We start from the raw sequence: 19,947 nt of genomic DNA, 5'->3' as shown, positions 1-19,947 counted from the left end.
ATGACGACACCCTGGAACGTCCGTATCGGCATCAACCCCATCTCGTGGAGCAACGACGACCTGCCTGCGCTCGGCGGCGACACGCCGCTGGACACCGCATTGAGCGAAGGTGCCGAGATCGGCTATGAAGGTTTCGAGCTCGGCAACAAGTTTCCGCAGGACCCGCAGGCGCTGAGGGCCAAGCTGGCGGAGTTCGGTGTCGCGTGCGTGTCGGGCTGGTATTCCGGTCGCCTGGCCGAAGGCGCGCTCGACGACGAGGTCGCCGCGTGTGTGAAGCACATGAGCAAGCTGCAGGCGCAAGGCTGCCGGGTGGTGGTGTACGGCGAGGTGGCCGGCTCGATCCAGGGCAGCGCAGTGCCGCTGTTCAAGCGGCCGCGCTTCATGGGCGATGCGCCATGGCAGGGCTATGCACAACGCCTCAATGCCTTCGGGGCGCACTTGCGGCAGACCTACGGCCTCACGCTCGCGTACCACCACCACATGGGCGCGTACGTCGAGTCGCCACAAGACGTCGACCGCCTGATGGCCGAGACAGACGACAACGTCGGCCTGCTGTTCGACACCGGCCACGCTTACTTCGGCGGCGCCGCCGACCCGGTGGCGCTGCTGCGCAAGCACGTGAAGCGTGTCGTGCACGTGCACTGCAAGGACGTGCGCGCCGATGTGGTCGCCATGGCGCGCAACCGGGGATGGAGTTTTCTCGACGCCGTGCTCAACGGCGCTTTCACCGTGCCCGGCGACGGTGCCATCGACTTCGCGGCGGTGCTCGATACGCTGCATGCCGCCGGCTATGAAGGCTGGCTGGTGGTCGAGGCCGAACAGGACCCGGCGGTCGCGCCGGCGAAGGTCTATGCCAGGAAGGGCCACGACACCTTGCGCGCCCTCGTGGCGGCCATGACTTCGTAAACCGGACTCGAGCCCGCCCTTCGTCCCTCCACCCAGGACCACCATGCCCCTCCTCGTCAAAGCCCAGGCCACCGGCCGCGACATCGTCGCAGTCACTCCCGAGTCCGCCGGCTGGCAGCATGTCGGCTTCCGCGCCGTGCGCCTGGGCGGTGGCGAAACCGAGACCCTGCACACCGGCGAGCGCGAACTGTGCGTGGTGGTGCTTCGCGGTACCGTCGACGTGGATACCGGCGCCCAGCGCTTCGAGGCGCTGGGCACGCGCAACAGTGTTTTCGAGCCGGTCGCGCCGGCTGCCGTCTACGTGCGCCCCGGCGAGCCCGTGCGCATCACGGCCACAGGCGATGCGGAAGTGGCGCTGTGCACGGCGCCCGCTTCCGGCCGGCATCCCACCCGCAAGCTCGACCCCGGCCGCATGAAGCGCAGCACGCGCGGTCAGGGCAGCAACACCCGCTACATCTGCGACATCCTTCCCGAGACCGACCCGGGTGCCGAACACCTGTTGGTGGTGGAGGTGGTCACCCCCGCCGGCCATTCGTCGAGCTACCCGCCGCACAAGCACGACACCGAGGCCGCTCCGGGCGAAACCCGGCTGGAGGAGACCTACTACCACCGGCTGAACCCGCCCCAGGGCTTTGCTTTCCAGCGCGTGTACACCGATGACCGCAGCCTCGATGAATCGATGGCGGTCGAGAACCACGACGTGGTGATGGTGCCGCGTGGCTACCACCCCTGCGTGGCACCGCATGGGTACGACCTGTACTACCTCAATGTGATGGCGGGGCCGGGGCGGCGGTGGTGCTTCCGGAACGACCCGGTGCATGAGTGGATGTTGAAGTGAGCAGGTGGGTTGACGCACACTCCTGACTGGCGCAAGCACGGCCGTGAATGGGCGACTGTCGGCGCTTCCCGTCATTCCGAGACAAAGCATTTTCCGTGCGGAGCGGGCGCTATGCTCTCCCTTCTTCTTGGCGACCCATCGACGCTCGCCGACTTCATGTGCCAGGCAGGCGGAGGACCCCATGCCAACCCCCGAAACACCGCGGCGCTTCATCGCGCGCGTGGAGCAGAACGCCCATGCGGAAGCGGTGGAAGAGTTCTACGCCGAGGACTCGACCCTGCGCGAGAACCAGTCCGAGCCGCGCGTCGGCCGGGAGCTGCACATCGCCAATGAGCGCAAGGCAACGACGCACGATGACGCCCACTGAAGTCGAGCACTATCTGCACGAGCACATCCCTCTGTCTGGGTCGATGCGGGTGTCGGTCCTTGCCGTCGCGCCCGAGCGAGTCGTGTTGAGCGCCCCGCTGGCCCCCAACATCAACCACCGCGAGACGGTCTTCGGCGGCAGCGCGTCGGCGCTGGCGATCCTTGCGGCCTGGTCGCTGCTGCATGCACGCCTGTCGGCCGAAGGCGTCAAGACCCGCCTGGTGATCCAGCGCAACAGCATGGAATACCTGGGCCCCATCCCGGGGGCCTTCACCGCGCGGGCGTCGCTCGAAGCGCCCACGCAATGGCCGTTGTTCAAGCGCATGCTGGACCGCAAGGGCAAGGCGCGAGTGGCCGTCACGGCGGTGCTGGAACATGAAGGCGATCTCGTCGGGCGGTTTGCGGGCGAGTTCGTCGCCCTCGGCACCTGAGCCGACCGCGGCGGCATCGAAGGCCGACGGCGAACATCTGATGGATCCGGCGCATGACGCGGATGCCGGATGGCGAGCGCGACGTGCCGGCGTGCTGGCGCTGTGGCTGGCCATGGCGCCCGTGGCCGGCTGGTGCGGCGAGAGGCAAGGAGAACAGGTGAACGCACAAGCAACGGCGGGGCTGACCCACGCCCGGCTCGACCGCGTCAAGCGGCTCATCCTGCAAGCGGGCGCTCGCTGCACCTACTCCAGCAAGTACAACCACAACCCCTGCCTGCAAATCGCCGGGTTCCATCTCTATCTCAACCCCGACCCGGGTCCGGACGGCCATCCCCAGTGGAACCTCGACAGCGACCCTGCCATCGGCGACTTCCACACGCTGGTGGTGCGTCGTCGATCGGGCGAGGACGGCTGGGGCAGCGTGCAGTTCATGCCCGGCCGGGACCTCGTCGTCTCGTCGTTCGGCGAGCCGTCCGCCGAGGCTGCGGCTCGGGCCCGCGGCCTGCTGGAAGCGGCGGTGGCGGCCGTGCTGAACGCGGCCACAGAGCCCGGCGAAGCGCCCGCGCCAAACGTCGAACCATGAACTGGTTCATGAAGCTGCCAAAGATGTAACTGAAGCGGCGCGACCGTGCAGTTGTGCCGTTGTCGCTGCGCACGCCGCTTCGTACCATGGCCGCTCATCTCAAGGAAGCCGGTCGATGGCGCGATCGGCTGCGTAGCGCACTCATGCCGAGAAGGAGCGATAGCACCATGGACCCTCTAGCCGCCACCCGGGTAGCCGACCTGGTTTCGGCCGTCGAACAAGGTGACGCGGAGTACATCGACAGGATGCTGGCGTTGCAGGTGCAGGTCGATGAGCCCGACGTGTTGACAGGCAACAGCGCGCTGCATGCCGCAGTGCTCTACCACCTTGAGCTGTTGCCGGCCTTGCTGAAGCACGCCGCGAACCCCGACGCGCTGGACGTGGGAGGCGCCACTCCGCTGTCCTGCGTTCTCCATGAACTGGGTGAAGGGCCGGTCGGCGCGCGCCGCCAACAACTGGTGGAGGCGGCCGCTCACTTGCTGCATGCCGGCGCCGACCCACGCGCCGGTGCGAGCGATCAGTCGGCGCTGGAGCTGGCCCGCCTCTACGAGCTGCCCGACGTCGAGGCGCTGCTGGTCAACGCGGGTGCGGCGGTGACGCAGTAGCCGGCCGGGGCGCGTGCCGGAGGCGCCCGTCGATAATGGCGGCCTGTTCAAAACAACGCCACGAGGGACACATGGCTTTGATCGTCAGGAAACTCTTGTCATGCGTGCTCCTGCTCGGCTGCACGCTCGCCATCGCCGCCAGCAATGAGCAGGACGTCGCGCGCTACATCGACATCTTCAAGGGCAACGATGCAGCGCGACACAACGACGCGGTGGAGTCGCTTGCCTGGATGGGATTGTCCGACGCCAGGTTGTTCGACGTGATCGAGCAGAGGCTGCTCGCGGAGCACGAGGCAGTCGTTCGGGATCGCGACGAGAAGAACCGTGTCGCCCGCTACATCCGGGCGCTGGGCTTTTCCGGCGACCCCAAATACCTGCCGACGATCAGTCGTTTTGTCGGTGACCGCACCTACGACCGCTATGCCCGCACGGCGTTGCAGGACCATCCCAACTACTCGCGCTGGAATTCGATCATTTCCAATCGCGGTACCTACGACCCCGCGCTGAGCGATGAAGCCAATCGCGTGATCAACATGCTGCGCGCCGATGATTTCCTGCTCAAGCGCATCGGCGCCAAGCGGGTCTACTTCAAGAACCGGGAGCCGCAGGTGCTTGCGGTGCTCGAGGCGCAGCTGCTTGCCAGCTACACGATCCAGGACAAGGACGCCAGCGATGCCATCGCCTGGATGGCGAAAGCGCTCGGAGAAACCGGAGACCAACGCTACATCCCGCTGCTGCAGCAGGCGAGCCATGCCCCGGATGGGCGCGTGGCCCGCTATGCCAACGAGGCGCTGCGCAAGCTCAAGCCATAGCCCTTCGGGGATCACCCGGCGGGTTGCGCCGCCTTCCCGGTGACGCCGAGCAGCTCGCTGATCTGCTCGTCCTTCTGGCGCCACATCTCGTTGACCCAGCGGCGGAAGGCGACGCGCTCGCGCGGGTCCGTCACGTAGTCGGTCTGCAGCAGCCGCTCCGGCACCGGCACGCTGCGCACGCGCACCACCACGCGCGGGACCCGGCCGCACAGGAACTGCCAGAACGTCGGGGCGCCCTCGGGGTAGACGATGGTCACGTCGAGGATGGCGGTGAAGCGTTCGCCCAGCGTGTTGAGCGCGAGCGCGATGCCGCCCACCTTGGGCTTGAGCAGATGTTTGTACGGCGAGTGCTGCTGGCGTTGCTTGGCCGGCGAAAAGCGCGTGCCTTCCAGGAAGTTCATCACGCTGGTCGGCTGGTTCGCGAACTTGCGGCAGGCCTTGCGCGCGGTCTCCAGGTCCTTGCCACGCATCTCGGGGTGCTTCTGCAGGTAATCCTCGCTGTGGCGGCGCATGAACGGGAAGTCGAGCGCCCACCATGCCAGCCCCATGAAGGGCACCCACATCAGCTCGCGCTTGAGGAAGAACTTCAGCAGCGGGATGCGGCGGTTGAACACGCGCTGCAGCACCAGCACGTCGACCCAGCTCTGGTGGTTGGCGTTGACGAGATACCAGTGCTTGCGCTCCAGCGCCTCCAGCCCCTGCACGTCCCAGCTCGTTCGCTGGGTCAGCGCCATCCAGGCATTGTTGCCCGCGATCCACGACTCGGCGATGGACAGCAGGGCGGACGTCAGGACGCGCCGGATGCCGGCAATGGGCAGCAGCAGCTTCAGCACGGCCAATACGAGCAGCGGGGGGACCCACAGCAGGGTGTTGAGCACCAGCAGCACGGAGGCGCAGGCGCCGACGATCGGGGCGAACAAGGATTTGAGCATGCTGCGATTGTCGCCGCCCGCGGCCGCAGCCTGGCGCGCCGACGTCGATGCGGCGCAAGCGCCCGCGGGTCAGGGCGCGCCGACAGCCGCCGGCTGCACCGCCTGCAGCAGTGCCGGCAGCACGAATCGGTTGCCGTATTCGCTCAGGTGGTCGTCGTCGAAGTAAAGCGGGCGCCCTTGCAGTTCCGCATGGCACAGCCCGTCCTCGCACAGGTAGCGGCTCGGATCCACGGTGCGGGCGCCGCAGCGCCGTCCGGCGTCTTGGAGCGCCTGCGCCACCACCCGGTTCTTGCGCTGGTGCTCGTCCAGCGCCACGCCGTAGTCGGTGCGCCGCACCTCGCGCAGCCGGTCGCGTGCCAGCGTGCGTGGCACGTTGAAGCCCATTTCGGGGATCGGGCCGACCAGATAGAGCGGTCCCTTCTTGGCGTACTCGCACACCGAAGCCACCAGCCGCTCGGCATACTGGCGTTCGCGCTGCTCGGGCGGCAGGGCGCCGAAGCCGTCGCGCCCGTCCAGCCGCACCTGGGCCGCACGGTCGTAGAGATAGTTGGACCAGCGGCCGACCAGTACCACGGTGACCGGCGTCTTGCGTTCGTCCAGCCACCGGTGCACGTTGCGGTAGAAGCCCGCACAGTCCGACTCGACGCCGTGGTCGAACTGCACGCCGCGGATCGGCGGGCACGACGTGGCGCCGAAGAAATGGCCGCTGCGCCCGGATTGTTGCAACGCCGCCTCCATCGCGCCGAACAGCGCGCCGGCATGGCTGTCGCCGATCAGCACGACCTCGGGTTCACCGGACGACGGCGCCTGGCCCATTGCGCAGCCGCGCACCTGTTCGAGTGGCCAGCCGGTGCGCAGGCATTCGCGCCAGCGCGGGTGCATGTTGCGGCTTTCGGCGGCGGCGGTGGTCACATCGGGCGGCACACGGCTCGGCACGCCGTCCTGCCACATCAGCAGCAGCGCCATGACCGCTACGGCACCGCCGCCGGCCGCATGCACACCCACGGCGCGCCACCGCGGCAGGCGCAACATGCCCTGGCGCACCGGCTGCTCGACCCAGCGGTACGAGGCCCAGCCGAGCAGCCAAGAGGCGAGCAGGCCGGCCGCCACCCAGGCGGGCTGGTGCTCCGCGTCCAGGTAGGCGAGCAGCACCACCACGGGCCAGTGCCACAGGTAGATGGAGTACGACGCATTGCCCAGGTGCTGGGCCACGCGCGTGCCGGTCAGCCACGAGCCCTGACGCTGCGCGAGCATGATCATCACGGCGCCGGCCACGGGCAGCACGGCGAGCGAGCCGGGCCAGGGCACGCCGGGGTCGAGTGCGAGCACGCTGCCGACGATCAGCACGGCGCCCAGCCCTTCGAGCAGGCGCGCCGGCAGCGGCGAACGCCATGGCAGGTGGGGCTGCAGCAGGTAGACGCAGCCGCCGGCCAGCATCTCCCAGGCGCGCGACGGCAGCCAGAAGAAGGCGCGGATCGGCTGCGACCCGACCCACGCCATCGACAGCGCGAGCGACAGCAGCAGCATGGCGACCAGGGCGACGGCTACCACGGCCGGCCGCAGCGACAAGCGTCGCAGCAGCATCAGGCCCACGGGATAGAGGCAGTAGAACTGCCATTCGACCGACAGCGACCAGGTGTGCAACAGCCACTTGTCATGCGCGCCGGCGTCAAAGTACCCCGACTCGCGCGCGTAGACCATGTTGGAGAAGAAACCCACCGACGAGCCGGCATGTCGCGCCAGCGCGGTGTAGTCGCCCGGCGTCAGCCAGAACCAGCCGAATGCGAGCAGTGCAATGCAGACGACGACCAGCGCCGGCACGATGCGACGGGCGCGCGCCAGGTAGAACGACAGCAGCGAGAAGCGGCCGGCGTGCATCTGGCCGAGGATCAGCGCCGTCATCAGGTAGCCGGAGATGACGAAAAACACGTCGACGCCGACGAAGCCACCCTGCGCGAACGGCAGGCCGAAGTGGTAGAGCACGACGGCCACGACGGCGTAGGCGCGCAGCCCGTTGAGGTCCTGGCGGAATTCCATACTGCTGATCCCTGGGCGTTGGCACCGCCTGATCGCCGGCGGCGGCCTTTGTTGTGTGCTGCGGCCCGGCCATCGGGCGTCGACAGAGGCCGGCGTGCAGCCTTCCGCGATTGTTCTCGACCCAGAGGACGGGACCGTGGTGTGCGGCTGCAACACATATCGCCAAAGGCAACGAGGCGCACCGTCGTGGCGCGCCTCGCACCGACCCGGTGGCCGGGGTCAGGCCGGCGCGCTGGCCGCGGCGACACCCGCCAGCGGCGGCGGGCCAGGCATCTGGACGCGTGCCTGCAAGCCGGCGGCGAAAGCGAGCGGCGTGCGGTCTTCGAGCCGCGGGCCGATCACCTGCAGGCCGATCGGCAGGCCGTCACGGTCGAGTCCGACCGGCACCGTGGTCACCGGCAGACCGGCCGGCTGCGAGATGCCCGCCCAGCACGACAGCGAGCCGTACGGCAGCGTCTGGCCATCCACGTCGATCGACCGCTGCTCCATCGGCCGGTCGTCGTGCACGAAGGCCGTCACCGGCGCCGCGGGGCACAGCACCACATCCCATTCGACGAAGGTGCGATGCCACGCGGCGGCCAGCTGCGCCCGGTGCCGGTCGAGCCAGACCCAGTCGCGGTGGCTCATCGCCAGCCCGCGCGTCGTCGCGTCGCCGCTGTCGGCGCGACGGACTGCCTCGCGGTATCGGTCCTCCGGCATGTCGGCGCCGATGAAGGACATCAGCAAGCCCTGGAAGGTGCGCGACAGGTCGGCCAGGTCCGGCACGGCCCGCAGATCGCGGCTCACACGGCAGCCCTCGGCCTGCAGGGCCTGGGCCACGCGGTCGACGGCCTGCGTGATGTCGCGCGCGGTGGGATACAGCGGGTGCGTGTCCAGCACCAGCACGCGGTGCTCGCGCCACACACGATGGCGCGGGGGCGGCAGGGCCAGCCGCCAGGCGACGGCATCGGCGGCGTCCGGGCCGGCGACCACGCCGAGGGCCAGCGACAGGTCTTCGGCACTGCGGGCGATCGGGCCGGCCGTCGCCAGATCGATCACGGGCACCAGCGGAGACCGGGGCGCCGTGGGCGGTGCGGAGCCTCGCAGGGGCACCAGCCCGTGGCTCGGGCGGTGCGAGCAGACGCCGCAGAAGGCGGCCGGCAGCCGCAGCGAGCCGGCGAGGTCGCTGCCGATATCGAGGGCGCTCAAGCGGGCTGCGATCGCGGCAGCGCCGCCGCCCGACGACCCGCCGGGCGTGCGCTGCGGGTTCCATGGGTTGCTCGTGGTGCCGTACACGGGGTTGCTGCTCTGCCAGTCGGCCAGCATCGTCGCGATGTTGGTCTTGCCGAGCAGCACGGCCCCGGCGGCCCGCAGCCGCTGCACCACCACCGCATCGGCAGCGGCCGCTGCATGCGCGCCGGGCAGACCCCAGGTGGTGGGCAGGCCGGCCACGTCGAAGCACTCCTTCACGGTGACCGGCAAACCCAGCAGCGGGGCGTCTTCGCCTGCCGCGCGCCGGGCATCGGCGGCGCGGGCATCGCGGCGCGCGCGCTCGAAGTCGCGCACGACCACCGCGTTCAGCGAGGCGCCGGCCTCGATGCGCGCGATCGCGTCGTCGACCAGTGCGGCCGAGGTGGTGCGGTGCTGCCGCAGCGCGGCGAGCTGTTGTCCGGCGGTGGGACCGTTGCTCATGGAGTTCGCTCCTTGTATCGTGTGGACGCCCGGACTCTAGAGAGGCGCCGACCGCCTCGCTTGATCGTATTTGCGGTCCACCGCTGCTGCACCGAACCGATGTCCCTGACCCGCCGCGCGATCTGGAAGATCGAGCGCCACCTCCATGGCGAACTGACGCTCGGCGGCCTGGCCGCCGAGTTCAACGTGTCGCCGTACCACCTGTCGCATGCCTTCGCCGAGACGGCCGGCCGGCCCCTGACCACGTATTTGCGGGCACGCCGGCTGACCCAGGCCGCCGAGGCGCTGGCCACAGGGGCCCCCGACATCCTGGCACTCGCGCTCGCCAGCGGCTACGGCTCGCACGAGGCGTTCACGCGTGCGTTCAAGGCGCGTTTCGGCCTGACGCCGGAGGCCTTGCGCAGGCGGGGCTCCATCGAGGGCCTTGCGATCGAGCCGCCGCTGGACCTGGGCCCGGTGCGGAGCGAATCGCTGGCGCCCCCGGGGCTGCACGAGGCACCGCCGCAATGGTTCGTCGGGATGGTGGGACGCTTTTCGCTCGGCGAGCTGCAGGCCATCCCGGCCCTGTGGCAACGGTTCTCGCAGCAGTGGCAGTGCATCGAGGGGGGTGTCGACCGGGTGCCGCTGGGCTACGGCGGGCCGATCGACGAGGAGGGCCGATTCGAATACGGCTGTGTCGTTCAGGTGCTGCCGCAGGCGACCACGCCGCGGGGCTTCGAGCGGCGCCGCCAGCCGGCTGCACGCTATGCGGTGTTCCACCACACCGGGCACGTGACCACGCTGCGCGGCAGCTACCGCGCGATACTCGACGAGGCGCTGCCGTCGCTGGGCCTCACGCGCGCGCCGCTGGCCTGCCTGGAGCGGCACCGGGCGAGCTTTGATCCGGCCACCGGCGAGGGCGGCGTCGACTTGTGGATACCCGTCGATGCCGAGCCGCGCGGCAGCGCTGCCGGCGGCGCGCCGCTTCAGCGTGGATCGGTGATGCGGTAGTGTCCGGTGATCCGGTAGGCGAACAGCCCGCCTTCCTCGCGGGTGCCGGCGCCGATGTTGTGGATGATCATCGGCTCGCCCTGTGCGGTCTTGCGATCGGACACGATGCCGATGTGCGGCGTGTTGCGCCCCAGGTCCCAGGTGACGATGTCGCCCGGACGGTAGGCGGCGGCGCTGCGCGAGACCGGCAGCGCCTGGCCGCGGCGCTTGAAGAAGGTCATCAGGTTGGGCACGCGGCGGTGGTCGATGTTGCGGTCCGGGCGGCTCAGGCCCCATTGTCTGGGGTAGGCGCCGAAGTGCGCGCGCATGTCTTCGTGCACTTCCTTTTGCAGGTCGATGCGCTGCGCGCGAAGTGCCCGGATCACGACGTCGGTGCAGACGCCGGTCTCGCGCGGGACATCGCCGCCGGGGTAGGCCAGGCGCTGGTAGCGCGGATCGTAGCCCAGCGTGACGCCGACCTGCTCGCGGGCCGAGCGCACCAGCTGGGTCGCGTCGACCGACCGCGGTGCGGCGCTGGCCGCGTCCGCGACGGACGCCAGCAGCAGGGCGGCCAGCAGCTGCCGGCGGGTGAGGGGGGTGTGCATGCGCGACCTCTCCTGGTGTGGGTGTGCGCGCAGCATACGGCCGCCGGCAGCCGCAGGGAACGGCGTGAATGGGCGTTCAGGGCCGCCAAGGACCCGGTTCAGGCCTTGGCCGTCGCCGGCGCCAGCCGGAACCGAGCCAGCATTTCGATCAGGCGTTGCGCCTGCTGGCGCGAGGATGCGGAGGCCGCGGCCGTCTGTTCAACCAGTGCCGCGTTGCGCTGGGTCATGTCGTCGAGCTGGCGCATTGCGGCTGCGGTTTCCGACAGCGCGGTAATCGTGTCGCCGGTCGTGCGCGCGATGGTGGCGACTTCCTGGGTCAGGTGGTCGATGCCATCGGCCAGCCCGCCGACACGTTGCGCCGCGGCGTCGGCGCGGCCCATCGCTTCGGCCAGCGAGCCTTCGGTGCGCAGCGCCAGCTCACGGATCGTGCCGGCCGCCTGGTTGGTGCCCTGGGACAGCTGCCGCACCTCCTGCGCGACGACAGCAAAACCGCGGCCCGCTTCGCCCGCCCGCGCGGCCTCGATCGCTGCATTGATCGCGAGCAGGTTGGTCTGCCACGCCAGCGCTTCGACGGTGTCGACCACCTTGCGGATGTCGCCGGCGCAACTGGCGGCCTGCGCCACCGACGCCACCGCGCCCTGCACGGTGGCGCGGGCCTGCTCGGCGTGCTGGCGCACCTGTTGTGCGTCGTCGGCGCACCGCCCGGCGCGCAGCGCCGAGTCCTGCGAGCCTTGCACCATCGCGTCGGTGGTGGCCTTGGTCTGCTCGACGGCGGCGGCCTGCTGCTCGGTGCGCGCAGACAGGTCGTGGGCGCCGGCGGCGATCTGCACCGACGCCTGCGTGACGTGTTCGCTGCTGCCGCGGATCTCGTCGACCATGGCGCCGAGCGAGCGGCGCATGGTCTCCAGCGAGACGACGACGCTGTGCCGATGCGCGCGCGCGGTGGGCACGCTGACGTCGAGCTGGCCGGACGCGATGGCGTCGGCCACCTGACGCACGACCGAGGGCTCGGCGCCGAGCTGCCGCCACATCGTGCGCGACGCAAGTGCGAACACTGCGGCCAGCGCGGCGGCACACACCAGCGCGACCAGCAGGCCCAGGCGCTGCGAGTGCTCGGCGGTCGAGCGCATGCCGGCCGCCGTCTGTGCCGCGAAGGCGTTGCCCAGCGCGACGGTCTGGTCGACCCCGGCACGGTGTGCCAGATACAGCGCATGCAGTTCGGGCAGGGCCGTCTTCACGCCTTCGGCCTGGCCGGCCTTCAGCTCGGTGAGGTGGCGGCTCTCGAGGCGTTGCCAGAACGCTTGGGCCGCCTGGTGCTGGGCACCGAGCAGCGACTTCTCGAGCCCGCGGGCGTCGGTCGCCTGCCAGTACGCGACCCGCGCGTCGTACTCGGTACGCAGGCGCGCCAGCTCGGCGGCGGCGCGCGCCGGCTCCATCGTGCCCTCGGCGGTCTGGCTCAGCACCAGGCGCGCCTCGATGATGTACATCGGCGGCGGCAAGATGTCGGCGATCAGGTCCTTCGCCATGCCCATGTCGTCGGCCGCCGAAACGATGTCCTGCTTGGACAACGCGGCCGAGACGCTGAGGTAGCTCACCGACAGCAGGGAACCTGCAAACAGGATCGCCAGCCAGATGCGAACCGAACGTGTCCAACGCATGCCATGCTCCTGAGCCCTGCAAAGGCAGCGCCCGCTACTCGGCTATCGGCAGCGCAGGCCGGCGCTGGATCACCCTGAAGAGGGGGGTGGGTCAATACGGAGGCGGAAGGATCAGCCGGCGTAACGGTGCGCCGGCAGCCCCCGCGCGTCGGTCTCGACCGAGAACAGCGCGCCCGCCAGCGGCTGCGCCTTCAACTGCGCCTCGCCCAGCTTGAAGCGTGCGCTGGTGATGAACAGCGTCGACAGCTCGGGGCCGCCGAAGGCGACGTTGGTGATGTGGTCGGTCGGCAGCGGCACGCGCAGCAGTTCTGCACCGTCGTGCGGGTCGTGGCAGGTGACGCAGGCGGCGCCCCAGTGGGCGATCCACAGCCGCCCGGCGGCATCGGTGGTCATGCCGTCGGGGTAGCCGTCGCCGGGCGCGAAGCGCAGCCACAGGCGCGCGTTCGACAGCTCGCCGCTGGCCGGATCGACGTCGAAGGCGTGGATGCGGTTGCGTGCGGTGTCGTTGACGAAGATCGTGCGGCCGTCCAACGACCACGTGGGGCCGTTGGTGACCGGGAAGCCGGCATCGAGCACGCGCGTGCAGCGACCATTGGGCTCGTAGCGATACAACGCGCCGGTCGGCGCCTCGCCGCCGTAGTCCATCGTGCCGCCCCAGAAGCGGCCTTGCGCGTCGCATTTGCCGTCGTTGAAGCGGTTGCCGGTGCGCTCGGGCTCGGGTTCGTGCAGCCGCTGCAGGCGGCCGTGGCCTTCGACCGCGTCCGGGTCGAAGAAGGCGAAGCCGCGCCGCAGCGTGACGATCAGCCCGGGCTCGTCGGCCCGCTCGGCGACCGCCGAGATCGTGTCGTCGAAGCGCCAGGTCTCGCGCTGCCCGGTGGCGGGGGTGTAGCGGTACAGCAGCTGCCCGAGGATGTCGACCCAGTACAGCGCCTGCTTGCGTTCGGACCAGCAGGTGCCTTCTCCGAGCACCGCGCCCGCGGGCCAGACGGCGAGGATGTCGCTGAGCAGTTCGGGGGCCGGTGTGTGCGCCATGAGGTTCCTCTGCGAAAGCAGGGTTCAGTATTTCACTTCCGGGCGGCTACGGCCGTGCAATGCCGGACGAAGGGCCGAACGGTCCCCGGTGCGGTGCGGCCTGCGAGACCGCCGAAGGTGCTTCGCGGGCGGGCCCTCAATGCGAATCACGGGGAATGCCGGCCCCACTGCCACCGACCAGGAAGTCCAGGTCCGCGCCCAGGTGGGCCTGCTGCACATGGTCGACATACAGTTTGTACCAGCCGCGCTTCGGCGGCTCGGGCGGCAGCCAGTCGACACGGCGACGTGCCAGCTCCTCGTCTGTCACGTCGAGATGCAGCCGGCGTGCCGCGACGTCCAGTTCGATCATGTCGCCATTGCGCACCAGCGCCAGCGGTCCGCCGGCGGCCGCTTCGGGCGAGGTGTGCAGCACCACGGTGCCGTAGGCCGTGCCGCTCATGCGCGCGTCCGAGATGCGCACCATGTCGGTGATGCCCTTGCGCAAGACCTTGGGCGGCAGCGGCATGTTGCCGACCTCGGCCATGCCCGGGTAGCCGCGCGGGCCGCAGTTCTTCAGCACCAGCATGCAGGTCTCGTCGACGTCGAGCGACTCGTCGTCGATGCGGGCGTGGAAGTCCTCGATGCTCTCGAACACCACGGCGCGGCCGCGGTGCTTCAGCAGATGCGCCGAAGCGGCCGACGGCTTGATGACGGCGCCGTCGGGCGCCAGGTTGCCGCGCAGCACCGCGATGCCGGCCGCCGGCTTGAACGGCTCGGCGTAGGGTCGGATCACCTCGCGGTTCCAGCATGGCGCCGCGGCGATGTTCTCGCCCTGCATCTTGCCGTTGACGGTGAGGGCGCCCGGGTGCAGCAGGTGCTGGATTTCGCGCATCACCGCGGGCAGCCCCCCGGCGTAGAAAAAGTCTTCCATCAGGAAGCGGCCCGAGGGTTGCAGGTCGACCAGGCAAGGCACTTCAGCGCCCAGGCGGTCCCAGTCGTCGAGCGACAGCGGCACGCCGATGCGCCCGGCCAGTGCGAGCAGGTGGATCACCGCGTTGGTCGAGCCGCCGATCGCGGCGTTGGTACGGATGGCATTCTCGAAGGCCTCGCGCGTGAGGATCTGCGACATGCGCAGGTCTTCCTTCACCATCTCGACGATGCGCCGGCCGGTCAACTGCGCCAGCCGGTTGCGACGCGTGTCGGCGGCAGGAATGGCGGCGTTCTCCGGCAGCGACATGCCCAGCGCCTCGACCATCGATGCCATCGTCGACGCGGTGCCCATGGTCATGCAGCTGCCCTTGGAGCGGTGCATGCAGCTCTCGGCCTGCGTGAACTCGTCCATCGTCATCTCGCCGGCACGTACCATCTCGCTCATCTGCCACACGCCGGTGCCCGAGCCGATGTCCTTGCCGCGGAACTTGCCGTTCAGCATCGGCCCGCCCGACAGGCCGATGGTCGGCAGGTCGCAGCTGGCCGCCCCCATCATCAGCGCCGGCGTGGTCTTGTCGCAGCCCATCAGCAGCACCACGCCGTCGATCGGGTTGCCGCGGATGGACTCTTCGACGTCCATGCTGGCGAGATTGCGAAACAGCATCGCGGTCGGCCGCAGCTGCGTTTCGCCGAGCGACATGACCGGGAACTCCAACGGAAAGCCGCCGGCCTCGTAGACGCCGCGCTTGACGAACTCGGCCAGCTCGCGGAAATGGCCGTTGCAAGGCGTCAGCTCGCTCCAGGTATTGCAGATGCCGATCACCGGCCGGCCGTCGAGCAGGTCGTGCGGGTAGCCCTGGTTCTTGATCCAGCTGCGGTGCACGAAGCCGTCGCGGTCCTGCCGCCCGAACCAGGCGTGGCTGCGGCGAAACGGCTTCTTCTTCGATTCGTTGCTGTTGTCGTCCATGCGGCGCGTCTTTCTTCATCGAGGCTCTTGACGCGAGGCATCGTATCGCTGCACATTGATATTGGAAAAATAAAAAGAACGCCTTCATTGATATCTAAATTCATATGTCACATGCCTTTCAGGAGACTTCCTTGGACAGCACTTCCCCCGAGGCCGTCGCGGCCCGCTACCCCAGCCTGAACGGCCGGCCGGTGTTCGTCACCGGCGGCGGCAGCGGTATCGGCGCCGCCATCGTGGCGGCCTTCGCACGCCAGGGCGCACCGGTGGCCTTCGTCGACGTGGCCGAGGCCGCCAGCGCCGCATTGGCGCGGCAGCTCGAAGGCGAGGGCCACCGCGTGTGGTGGCGCGTGTGCGACGTGCGCGACGTGGCCGCATTGCAGGCCGCGGTGCGTGATGCCGCCGCAGAGTTCGGCGACTTCCATGCGCTGGTCAACAACGTCGCCAGCGACGACCGGCACACGCTGGAGTCGGTGACGCCCGAGTACTGGGACGAGCGCATGGCGATCAACCAGCGCCCGGCGTTCTTCGCGATCCAGGCGGTGGTGCCCGGGATGCGGCGGCGCGGCGGCGGCGCCATCGTCAACCTCGGCTCCACCGGCTGGCAGACCAAGGCAGGGGCCTATCCCTGCTACGCCATCGCGAAGTCGTCGGTGGACGGGTTGACGCGCGGGCTGGCGGTGCCGTTGGGGCGCGATCGCATCCGCGTCAACACGGTATCGCCGGGGTGGGTGATGACCGAGCGGCAGGTGACGTTGTGGCTCACGCCCGAAGGCGAGCGGGAGCTGGAACGGAATCAGTGCCTGCCGGATCGCCTGGCGGGGGAGGACGTGGCGAACATGGTGTTGTTCCTCGCGGCGGACGAGGGAAGGATGTGTACGGCGCAGGAGTTCAAGGTGGATGCCGGCTGGAGTTGAGGGCCAGCCGCAAGGCGCGGCAGCGGGCGCCTAACCTTCCGCCAGCCGGACGCCGTAGACGGAAACCGCCGCATTGCGCACGGCCCGCAGCATCACTTTCGCCGCCGGTGACAACAACCGGTCCGTGCGGGTGATCAACCCGAACGCATCCATCTTGCACGGCAGCGCGATCGGCAGCACCGTCACCAGCCCGTGCTCGGCGTAATAGCGCCCGACATCGGCTGCCACGACCGCCACCATGTCGCTCTGCTGCAGCATCTTGGTCACGAACAGCAGTGCCTGGCTCTCGACCAGGTTGATCGGTGCCTCCAGCCCTTCCTCCTGGAACATCAGCTCGAAGCGATGCCGCAGCACGCTGCCGGTGGGCGGCACGATCCAGCCGGTGTGGACCAGGTCGCGCAGGCCCAGCCGGGCGACGCCGAGCAGCGGGTGACCGGGGCGCACCATCGCGCACACCGGCTCCTCGGCGAGCGCGTCGTAGCGCAGGCCGCTCTTGTCGTGACGCTCGAACAGGCGGCCCACCACCAGGTCGAGCTTGCCCTGGGCCAGCCGTTCCATCAGCACGTCGCTGCTCTCGATCGCCACCGACACGTTCAGGTTGGGATGCTCCTGCTTGACCTGCGCCACGGCGGCCGGCAGCAGCGCCATGCCGGGCGCGGTGATGGCGCCGACGCTGACCTGGCCGAAGCGGCCGGCCTTCAAGGCCTCGATCTCGTCGTGCGCCTGGGACAGGTTCGCCAGTGCCATGCGGGCGTGGCGGATCATCGTCTCGCCGTACCAGGTGGGCCGCATGCCGCGCGGCAGCCGCTGGAACAGCTCGACGCCCAGCATCTCCTCCAGGTCCTTCAGCAGCTTGGATGCGGCTGGCTGCGTCATGTTGAGCACCTGCGCGGCGCGATGGATGTTGCCCTCTTCCTCCAGCGCGATCAGCAGCAGCAGCTGCCGGGTCTTCAGGCGGGCGCGGATGAACCAGTGGGTGTAGTTGGTCATGAGGCAGGTGGTTCAGGAGATATCCAAAATCGTATATCGGTCCACGCTGAAAAACTATTAGAAAGTTATCGGTCCCCTCCTTACGATGCGTCAACCACAAAAGAGCGCGGCCTGCACGGCCGCGCCAAGACGGAGACGAGATGCGACTGATCCAGTACCGCGATGTCCAGGGCCGCCTGCAGGTCGGCGTGGTCAGCGCCGATGGCCAGCAGGTGCACCGGGTGGCGGGCGCCGAATCGACCTACGCGCTGGCGCGGGCCGCGATCGAAGCGCGCACCACGCTCGAAACGCTGGTCCTGCCGCGGCTGGAAGAGGCCTTGCCGTACCCGGTGCTGCTGGATGAGCAGCGCTTGCTGTCGCCGCTCACCCATCCCGACCCGGCCCACTGCCTGGTGACCGGCACCGGCCTGACCCACCTCGGCAGCGCGGCCACGCGCGACGCCATGCACCAGAAGGTGGCCGGCGACGAAGCCGCGCTGTCCGACTCGATGCGCATGTTCAAGTGGGGCCTCGAAGGCGGGCGTCCGGCCGCCGGCACACCGGGCGTGCAGCCGGAATGGTTCTACAAGGGCGATGGCAGCATCGTCACGCCGCCCGGCGCGCCGCTGGTGTCGCCCGCATTCGCGCTCGATGCCGGCGAAGAACCGGAGCTGGTGGGGCTGTACCTGATCGGCCCGGACGGCACGCCGCACCGCCTCGGCTTCGCGCTCGGCAACGAGTTCTCCGACCATGTGACCGAGCGGCAGAACTACCTCTATCTCGCGCATTCGAAGCTGCGCGCCTGCGCCGTGGGGCCCGAGCTGCGCACCGGCGCGCTGCCGGCCGACCTGCAGGGCGAAAGCCGCATCCGGCGCGGCGGCGAGATCGTCTGGCGCAAGCCTTTCGCCACCGGCGAGGCCAACATGTGCCACACGATCGAGAACCTGGAATACCACCACTTCAAGTACGCGCAGCACCGCCGCCCGGGCGACGTGCACCTGCACTTCTTCGGCACCGCCACGCTGAGCTTCGCCGACGGCGTGCGGCTGCAGCCGGGCGACCGGTTCGAGATCGAGCAGCCGGCGCTCGGCGCGCCGCTCGTGAACCCGCTGGTGGTCGACGAGCGCCGCTTCGCGGCGGGTGGCGTGCGCGCGCTGTAAGGACGGCAACGATGGCGCAGCTCTTCAAGCACTACATCAACGGCCGCTGGGAAACCGGCGTGACCATCGGCGTCAGCGAGAACCCGTCGGACCTGGCCGACGTGGTGGGCGAGTTCGCGCGGGCCGACGCCAACCAGACCGAGCAGGCCCTGCGCGCCGCCGCCGATGCCCGCGGCGCCTGGGCCGACAGCACGCCTCAGCGGCGCTTCGAGGTGCTGGATGCGATTGGCAGCGAGCTGATCGCGCGCAAGGAGGAACTCGGCAAGCTGCTGGCCCGCGAAGAGGGCAAGACGCTGCCTGAAGCGATCGCCGAGGCGACGCGTGCCGGCATGATCTTCAAGTTCTTCGCCGGTGAAGCCCTGCGGCTGCGCGGCGACCGGCTGCCTTCGGTACGGCCCGGCGTGGACGTCGAAGTCACGCGCGAGCCGGTCGGTGTCGTCGCGCTGATCGCGCCGTGGAACTTCCCGCTCGCAATTCCGGCGTGGAAGATCGCCCCCGCACTTGCCTGGGGCAACAGCGTCGTGTTCAAGCCGGCCGAGCTGGTGCCTGCCTGCGCCTTTGCGCTGGCCGAGATCATCGCCCGCTCGGGGCTGCCGGCCGGTGTGTTCAACCTCGTGATGGGCAGCGGCCGCATGGTGGGCCAGACGCTGGTCGACAGCCCGCTGGTGGACGCCATCAGCTTCACCGGCTCGGTGCCGGTGGGCGAGGGTATCCTGGCCGCGGCAAGCGCGCGCCGCGCCAAGGTGCAGCTCGAGATGGGCGGCAAGAACCCGCTGATCGTGCTGGCCGACGCGGACATGGACCAGGCCGTCGAGTGCGCGGTGCAAGGCGCGTACTTCTCCACCGGCCAGCGTTGCACCGCGTCCAGCCGCCTGATCGTCGAGGCGCCCGTGCACCAGGCCTTCGTCGACCGGCTGCGCGAGCGGGTGCGCAAGCTGAAGGTCGATCACGCACTGAAGCGCGGCACCGAGATCGGGCCGGTGGTCGATGCGCGCCAGCTCGAGACGGTGCGCGGTTATATCGACATCGGGCGCAGCGAAGGGGCCGAGTTGCTGTGCGGCGGCGAACTGATCGAGCGCGAGACACGCGGCCACTACCTGGCACCGGCGCTGTTCCTGGCCCAGCCTCAGCACCGCATCGCCCGCGAGGAGATCTTCGGCCCGGTGGCCTGCGTGCTGCGCGCCGACGACGCCGAGCATGCGCTGGCCCTGGCCAACGACACGCCGTTCGGCCTGTGCGCAGGCGTGTGCACGCGCTCGCTGAAGCAGGCCTCGCATTTCAAGCGGCAACTGCAGGCCGGCATGGTGATGGTGAACCTGCCCACCGCCGGCGTCGACCCGCATGTGCCGTTCGGCGGACGCAAGGGCTCGAGCTACGGCCCGCGCGAGCAGGGTGCCTACGCGGCGGAGTTCTACACCACCGTCAAGACCGCCTACACGCTGGCATGACCCACACCCTGCGCACTCCCCGCCCCCGCTTCAGGGGGCGCTTCCAGCGGGCCGGCGAAACCGGATCCGCGGTCGCCACTCGCCTCTGCCAGGTTCGTGCCAACGCAGGAGCGTCCGGCGTGCAGATCTGAATTT

19 protein-coding genes are annotated in these 19,947 nt (G+C 69.6%); 11 read left to right on the top strand and 8 right to left on the bottom strand.

What is annotated here, in order from left to right:
• The 7 genes from iolE (at position 1) to M8A51_RS23255 (ending at position 4,541) form a co-directional block, all read left to right on the top strand.
• The gene (gene iolE / locus M8A51_RS23285) at positions 1 to 906 is read left to right on the top strand and encodes a myo-inosose-2 dehydratase (protein WP_251780942.1); all 906 of its coding nucleotides are present in this window, start codon (positions 1 to 3) and stop codon (positions 904 to 906) included.
• Between the two features lie 43 nt (positions 907 to 949).
• On the top strand, positions 950 to 1,744 hold the full coding sequence (gene iolB, locus M8A51_RS23280; protein WP_251780941.1) for a 5-deoxy-glucuronate isomerase: 795 nt from the start codon (positions 950 to 952) through the stop codon (positions 1,742 to 1,744).
• Positions 1,745 to 1,925: 181 nt separating this feature from the next.
• Positions 1,926 to 2,111, top strand: coding sequence for a hypothetical protein (locus tag M8A51_RS23275; RefSeq protein ID WP_251780940.1), 186 nt, complete (start codon positions 1,926 to 1,928; stop codon positions 2,109 to 2,111).
• On the top strand, positions 2,098 to 2,541 hold the full coding sequence (locus M8A51_RS23270) for a YiiD C-terminal domain-containing protein (RefSeq protein WP_251780939.1): 444 nt from the start codon (positions 2,098 to 2,100) through the stop codon (positions 2,539 to 2,541). The genes M8A51_RS23275 and M8A51_RS23270 overlap by 14 nt, the downstream gene beginning before the upstream one ends.
• Positions 2,486 to 3,124: a hypothetical protein gene (locus M8A51_RS23265; protein WP_251780938.1), complete on the top strand. Its 639-nt coding sequence runs from the start codon at positions 2,486 to 2,488 to the stop codon at positions 3,122 to 3,124. Before M8A51_RS23270 ends, M8A51_RS23265 begins: the two co-directional genes overlap by 56 nt.
• A 167-nt stretch (positions 3,125 to 3,291) precedes the next feature.
• Positions 3,292 to 3,729, top strand: coding sequence for an ankyrin repeat domain-containing protein (locus tag M8A51_RS23260; protein ID WP_251780936.1), 438 nt, complete (start codon positions 3,292 to 3,294; stop codon positions 3,727 to 3,729).
• A gap of 71 nt (positions 3,730 to 3,800) precedes the next feature.
• On the top strand, positions 3,801 to 4,541 hold the full coding sequence (locus M8A51_RS23255) for a hypothetical protein (protein WP_251780935.1): 741 nt from the start codon (positions 3,801 to 3,803) through the stop codon (positions 4,539 to 4,541).
• 11 nt (positions 4,542 to 4,552) lie between these two features.
• Here M8A51_RS23255 and M8A51_RS23250 read toward each other — a convergent pair whose 3' ends face one another.
• The 3 genes from M8A51_RS23250 to M8A51_RS23240 all read right to left on the bottom strand — a co-directional run bounded on the left by M8A51_RS23250 (position 4,553) and on the right by M8A51_RS23240 (position 9,181).
• Positions 4,553 to 5,473, bottom strand: coding sequence for an acyltransferase (locus M8A51_RS23250; RefSeq protein ID WP_251780934.1), 921 nt, complete (start codon positions 5,471 to 5,473; stop codon positions 4,553 to 4,555).
• A gap of 69 nt (positions 5,474 to 5,542) precedes the next feature.
• On the bottom strand, positions 5,543 to 7,510 hold the full coding sequence (locus tag M8A51_RS23245) for an acyltransferase family protein (protein WP_251780933.1): 1,968 nt from the start codon (positions 7,508 to 7,510) through the stop codon (positions 5,543 to 5,545).
• A 219-nt stretch (positions 7,511 to 7,729) separates the two neighbouring features.
• Complete coding sequence (locus M8A51_RS23240; RefSeq protein ID WP_251780932.1) at positions 7,730 to 9,181, bottom strand: amidase; 1,452 nt, start codon at positions 9,179 to 9,181, stop codon at positions 7,730 to 7,732.
• A gap of 99 nt (positions 9,182 to 9,280) precedes the next feature.
• Here M8A51_RS23240 and M8A51_RS23235 point away from each other — a divergent pair, with 99 nt between their 5' ends.
• Positions 9,281 to 10,171: an AraC family transcriptional regulator gene (locus tag M8A51_RS23235; RefSeq protein ID WP_251780931.1), complete on the top strand. Its 891-nt coding sequence runs from the start codon at positions 9,281 to 9,283 to the stop codon at positions 10,169 to 10,171.
• Here M8A51_RS23235 and M8A51_RS23230 read toward each other — a convergent pair.
• The 4 genes from M8A51_RS23230 to M8A51_RS23215 all read right to left on the bottom strand — a co-directional run bounded on the left by M8A51_RS23230 (position 10,147) and on the right by M8A51_RS23215 (position 15,321).
• Positions 10,147 to 10,755 carry a DUF1287 domain-containing protein gene (locus M8A51_RS23230; RefSeq protein ID WP_251780930.1) on the bottom strand — a complete coding sequence of 203 codons (609 nt, stop codon included), beginning with the start codon at positions 10,753 to 10,755 and terminating at the stop codon, positions 10,147 to 10,149. The two genes, M8A51_RS23235 and M8A51_RS23230, sit on opposite strands and share 25 nt — an antisense overlap.
• 98 nt (positions 10,756 to 10,853) lie before the next feature.
• Positions 10,854 to 12,413, bottom strand: a complete 1,560-nt coding sequence (locus M8A51_RS23225; protein ID WP_251780929.1) for a methyl-accepting chemotaxis protein — start codon at positions 12,411 to 12,413, stop codon at positions 10,854 to 10,856.
• A 111-nt stretch (positions 12,414 to 12,524) separates the two neighbouring features.
• Positions 12,525 to 13,445, bottom strand: coding sequence for an SMP-30/gluconolactonase/LRE family protein (locus M8A51_RS23220; protein ID WP_251780928.1), 921 nt, complete (start codon positions 13,443 to 13,445; stop codon positions 12,525 to 12,527).
• 136 nt (positions 13,446 to 13,581) lie between these two features.
• On the bottom strand, positions 13,582 to 15,321 hold the full coding sequence (locus M8A51_RS23215) for an IlvD/Edd family dehydratase (protein WP_251780927.1): 1,740 nt from the start codon (positions 15,319 to 15,321) through the stop codon (positions 13,582 to 13,584).
• 131 nt (positions 15,322 to 15,452) lie between these two features.
• Between M8A51_RS23215 and M8A51_RS23210 the strand changes: the two genes are divergently transcribed.
• Positions 15,453 to 16,235, top strand: a complete 783-nt coding sequence (locus M8A51_RS23210; RefSeq protein WP_251780926.1) for an SDR family NAD(P)-dependent oxidoreductase — start codon at positions 15,453 to 15,455, stop codon at positions 16,233 to 16,235.
• A gap of 30 nt (positions 16,236 to 16,265) precedes the next feature.
• Here M8A51_RS23210 and M8A51_RS23205 read toward each other — a convergent pair whose 3' ends face one another.
• Entirely contained in the window at positions 16,266 to 17,225 is a 960-nt protein-coding gene (locus tag M8A51_RS23205; RefSeq protein ID WP_251780925.1) for a LysR family transcriptional regulator, read from the bottom strand.
• Between the two features lie 140 nt (positions 17,226 to 17,365).
• Between M8A51_RS23205 and araD1 the strand changes: the two genes are divergently transcribed.
• Both araD1 and M8A51_RS23195 read left to right on the top strand, forming a co-directional pair.
• Complete coding sequence (gene araD1 / locus M8A51_RS23200; protein WP_251780924.1) at positions 17,366 to 18,364, top strand: AraD1 family protein; 999 nt, start codon at positions 17,366 to 17,368, stop codon at positions 18,362 to 18,364.
• Positions 18,365 to 18,375: 11 nt separating this feature from the next.
• Positions 18,376 to 19,812, top strand: coding sequence for an aldehyde dehydrogenase family protein (locus tag M8A51_RS23195; RefSeq protein ID WP_251780923.1), 1,437 nt, complete (start codon positions 18,376 to 18,378; stop codon positions 19,810 to 19,812).
• The last annotated feature ends 135 nt before the right edge of the window (positions 19,813 to 19,947 follow it).

It is taken from the genome of Caldimonas mangrovi (assembly GCF_023721835.1).
Taxonomy (GTDB): domain Bacteria; phylum Pseudomonadota; class Gammaproteobacteria; order Burkholderiales; family Burkholderiaceae_C; genus Caldimonas; species Caldimonas mangrovi.
Note: the sequence above shows the minus strand (reverse complement) of the source record. Positions and strands in the feature narration are given on the sequence as shown.

Bases quoted from the DNA above. Each gene is read 5' to 3' on its own strand.
- araD1 (WP_251780924.1), top strand. From the start codon at position 17,366: ATGCGACTGATCCAGTACCGCGATGTCCAGGGCCGCCTGCAGGTCGGC.
- M8A51_RS23230 (WP_251780930.1), bottom strand. From the start codon at position 10,755: ATGCACACCCCCCTCACCCGCCGGCAGCTGCTGGCCGCCCTGCTGCTG.
- M8A51_RS23240 (WP_251780932.1), bottom strand. From the start codon at position 9,181: ATGAGCAACGGTCCCACCGCCGGACAACAGCTCGCCGCGCTGCGGCAG.
- M8A51_RS23195 (WP_251780923.1), top strand. From the start codon at position 18,376: ATGGCGCAGCTCTTCAAGCACTACATCAACGGCCGCTGGGAAACCGGC.
- M8A51_RS23225 (WP_251780929.1), bottom strand. From the start codon at position 12,413: ATGCGTTGGACACGTTCGGTTCGCATCTGGCTGGCGATCCTGTTTGCA.
- M8A51_RS23250 (WP_251780934.1), bottom strand. From the start codon at position 5,473: ATGCTCAAATCCTTGTTCGCCCCGATCGTCGGCGCCTGCGCCTCCGTG.
- M8A51_RS23235 (WP_251780931.1), top strand. From the start codon at position 9,281: ATGTCCCTGACCCGCCGCGCGATCTGGAAGATCGAGCGCCACCTCCAT.
- M8A51_RS23275 (WP_251780940.1), top strand. From the start codon at position 1,926: ATGCCAACCCCCGAAACACCGCGGCGCTTCATCGCGCGCGTGGAGCAG.
- M8A51_RS23245 (WP_251780933.1), bottom strand. From the start codon at position 7,510: ATGGAATTCCGCCAGGACCTCAACGGGCTGCGCGCCTACGCCGTCGTG.
- M8A51_RS23265 (WP_251780938.1), top strand. From the start codon at position 2,486: ATGAAGGCGATCTCGTCGGGCGGTTTGCGGGCGAGTTCGTCGCCCTCG.
- iolB (WP_251780941.1), top strand. From the start codon at position 950: ATGCCCCTCCTCGTCAAAGCCCAGGCCACCGGCCGCGACATCGTCGCA.
- M8A51_RS23220 (WP_251780928.1), bottom strand. From the start codon at position 13,445: ATGGCGCACACACCGGCCCCCGAACTGCTCAGCGACATCCTCGCCGTC.
- M8A51_RS23205 (WP_251780925.1), bottom strand. From the start codon at position 17,225: ATGACCAACTACACCCACTGGTTCATCCGCGCCCGCCTGAAGACCCGG.
- M8A51_RS23255 (WP_251780935.1), top strand. From the start codon at position 3,801: ATGGCTTTGATCGTCAGGAAACTCTTGTCATGCGTGCTCCTGCTCGGC.
- M8A51_RS23260 (WP_251780936.1), top strand. From the start codon at position 3,292: ATGGACCCTCTAGCCGCCACCCGGGTAGCCGACCTGGTTTCGGCCGTC.
- M8A51_RS23215 (WP_251780927.1), bottom strand. From the start codon at position 15,321: ATGGACGACAACAGCAACGAATCGAAGAAGAAGCCGTTTCGCCGCAGC.
- M8A51_RS23270 (WP_251780939.1), top strand. From the start codon at position 2,098: ATGACGCCCACTGAAGTCGAGCACTATCTGCACGAGCACATCCCTCTG.
- iolE (WP_251780942.1), top strand. From the start codon at position 1: ATGACGACACCCTGGAACGTCCGTATCGGCATCAACCCCATCTCGTGG.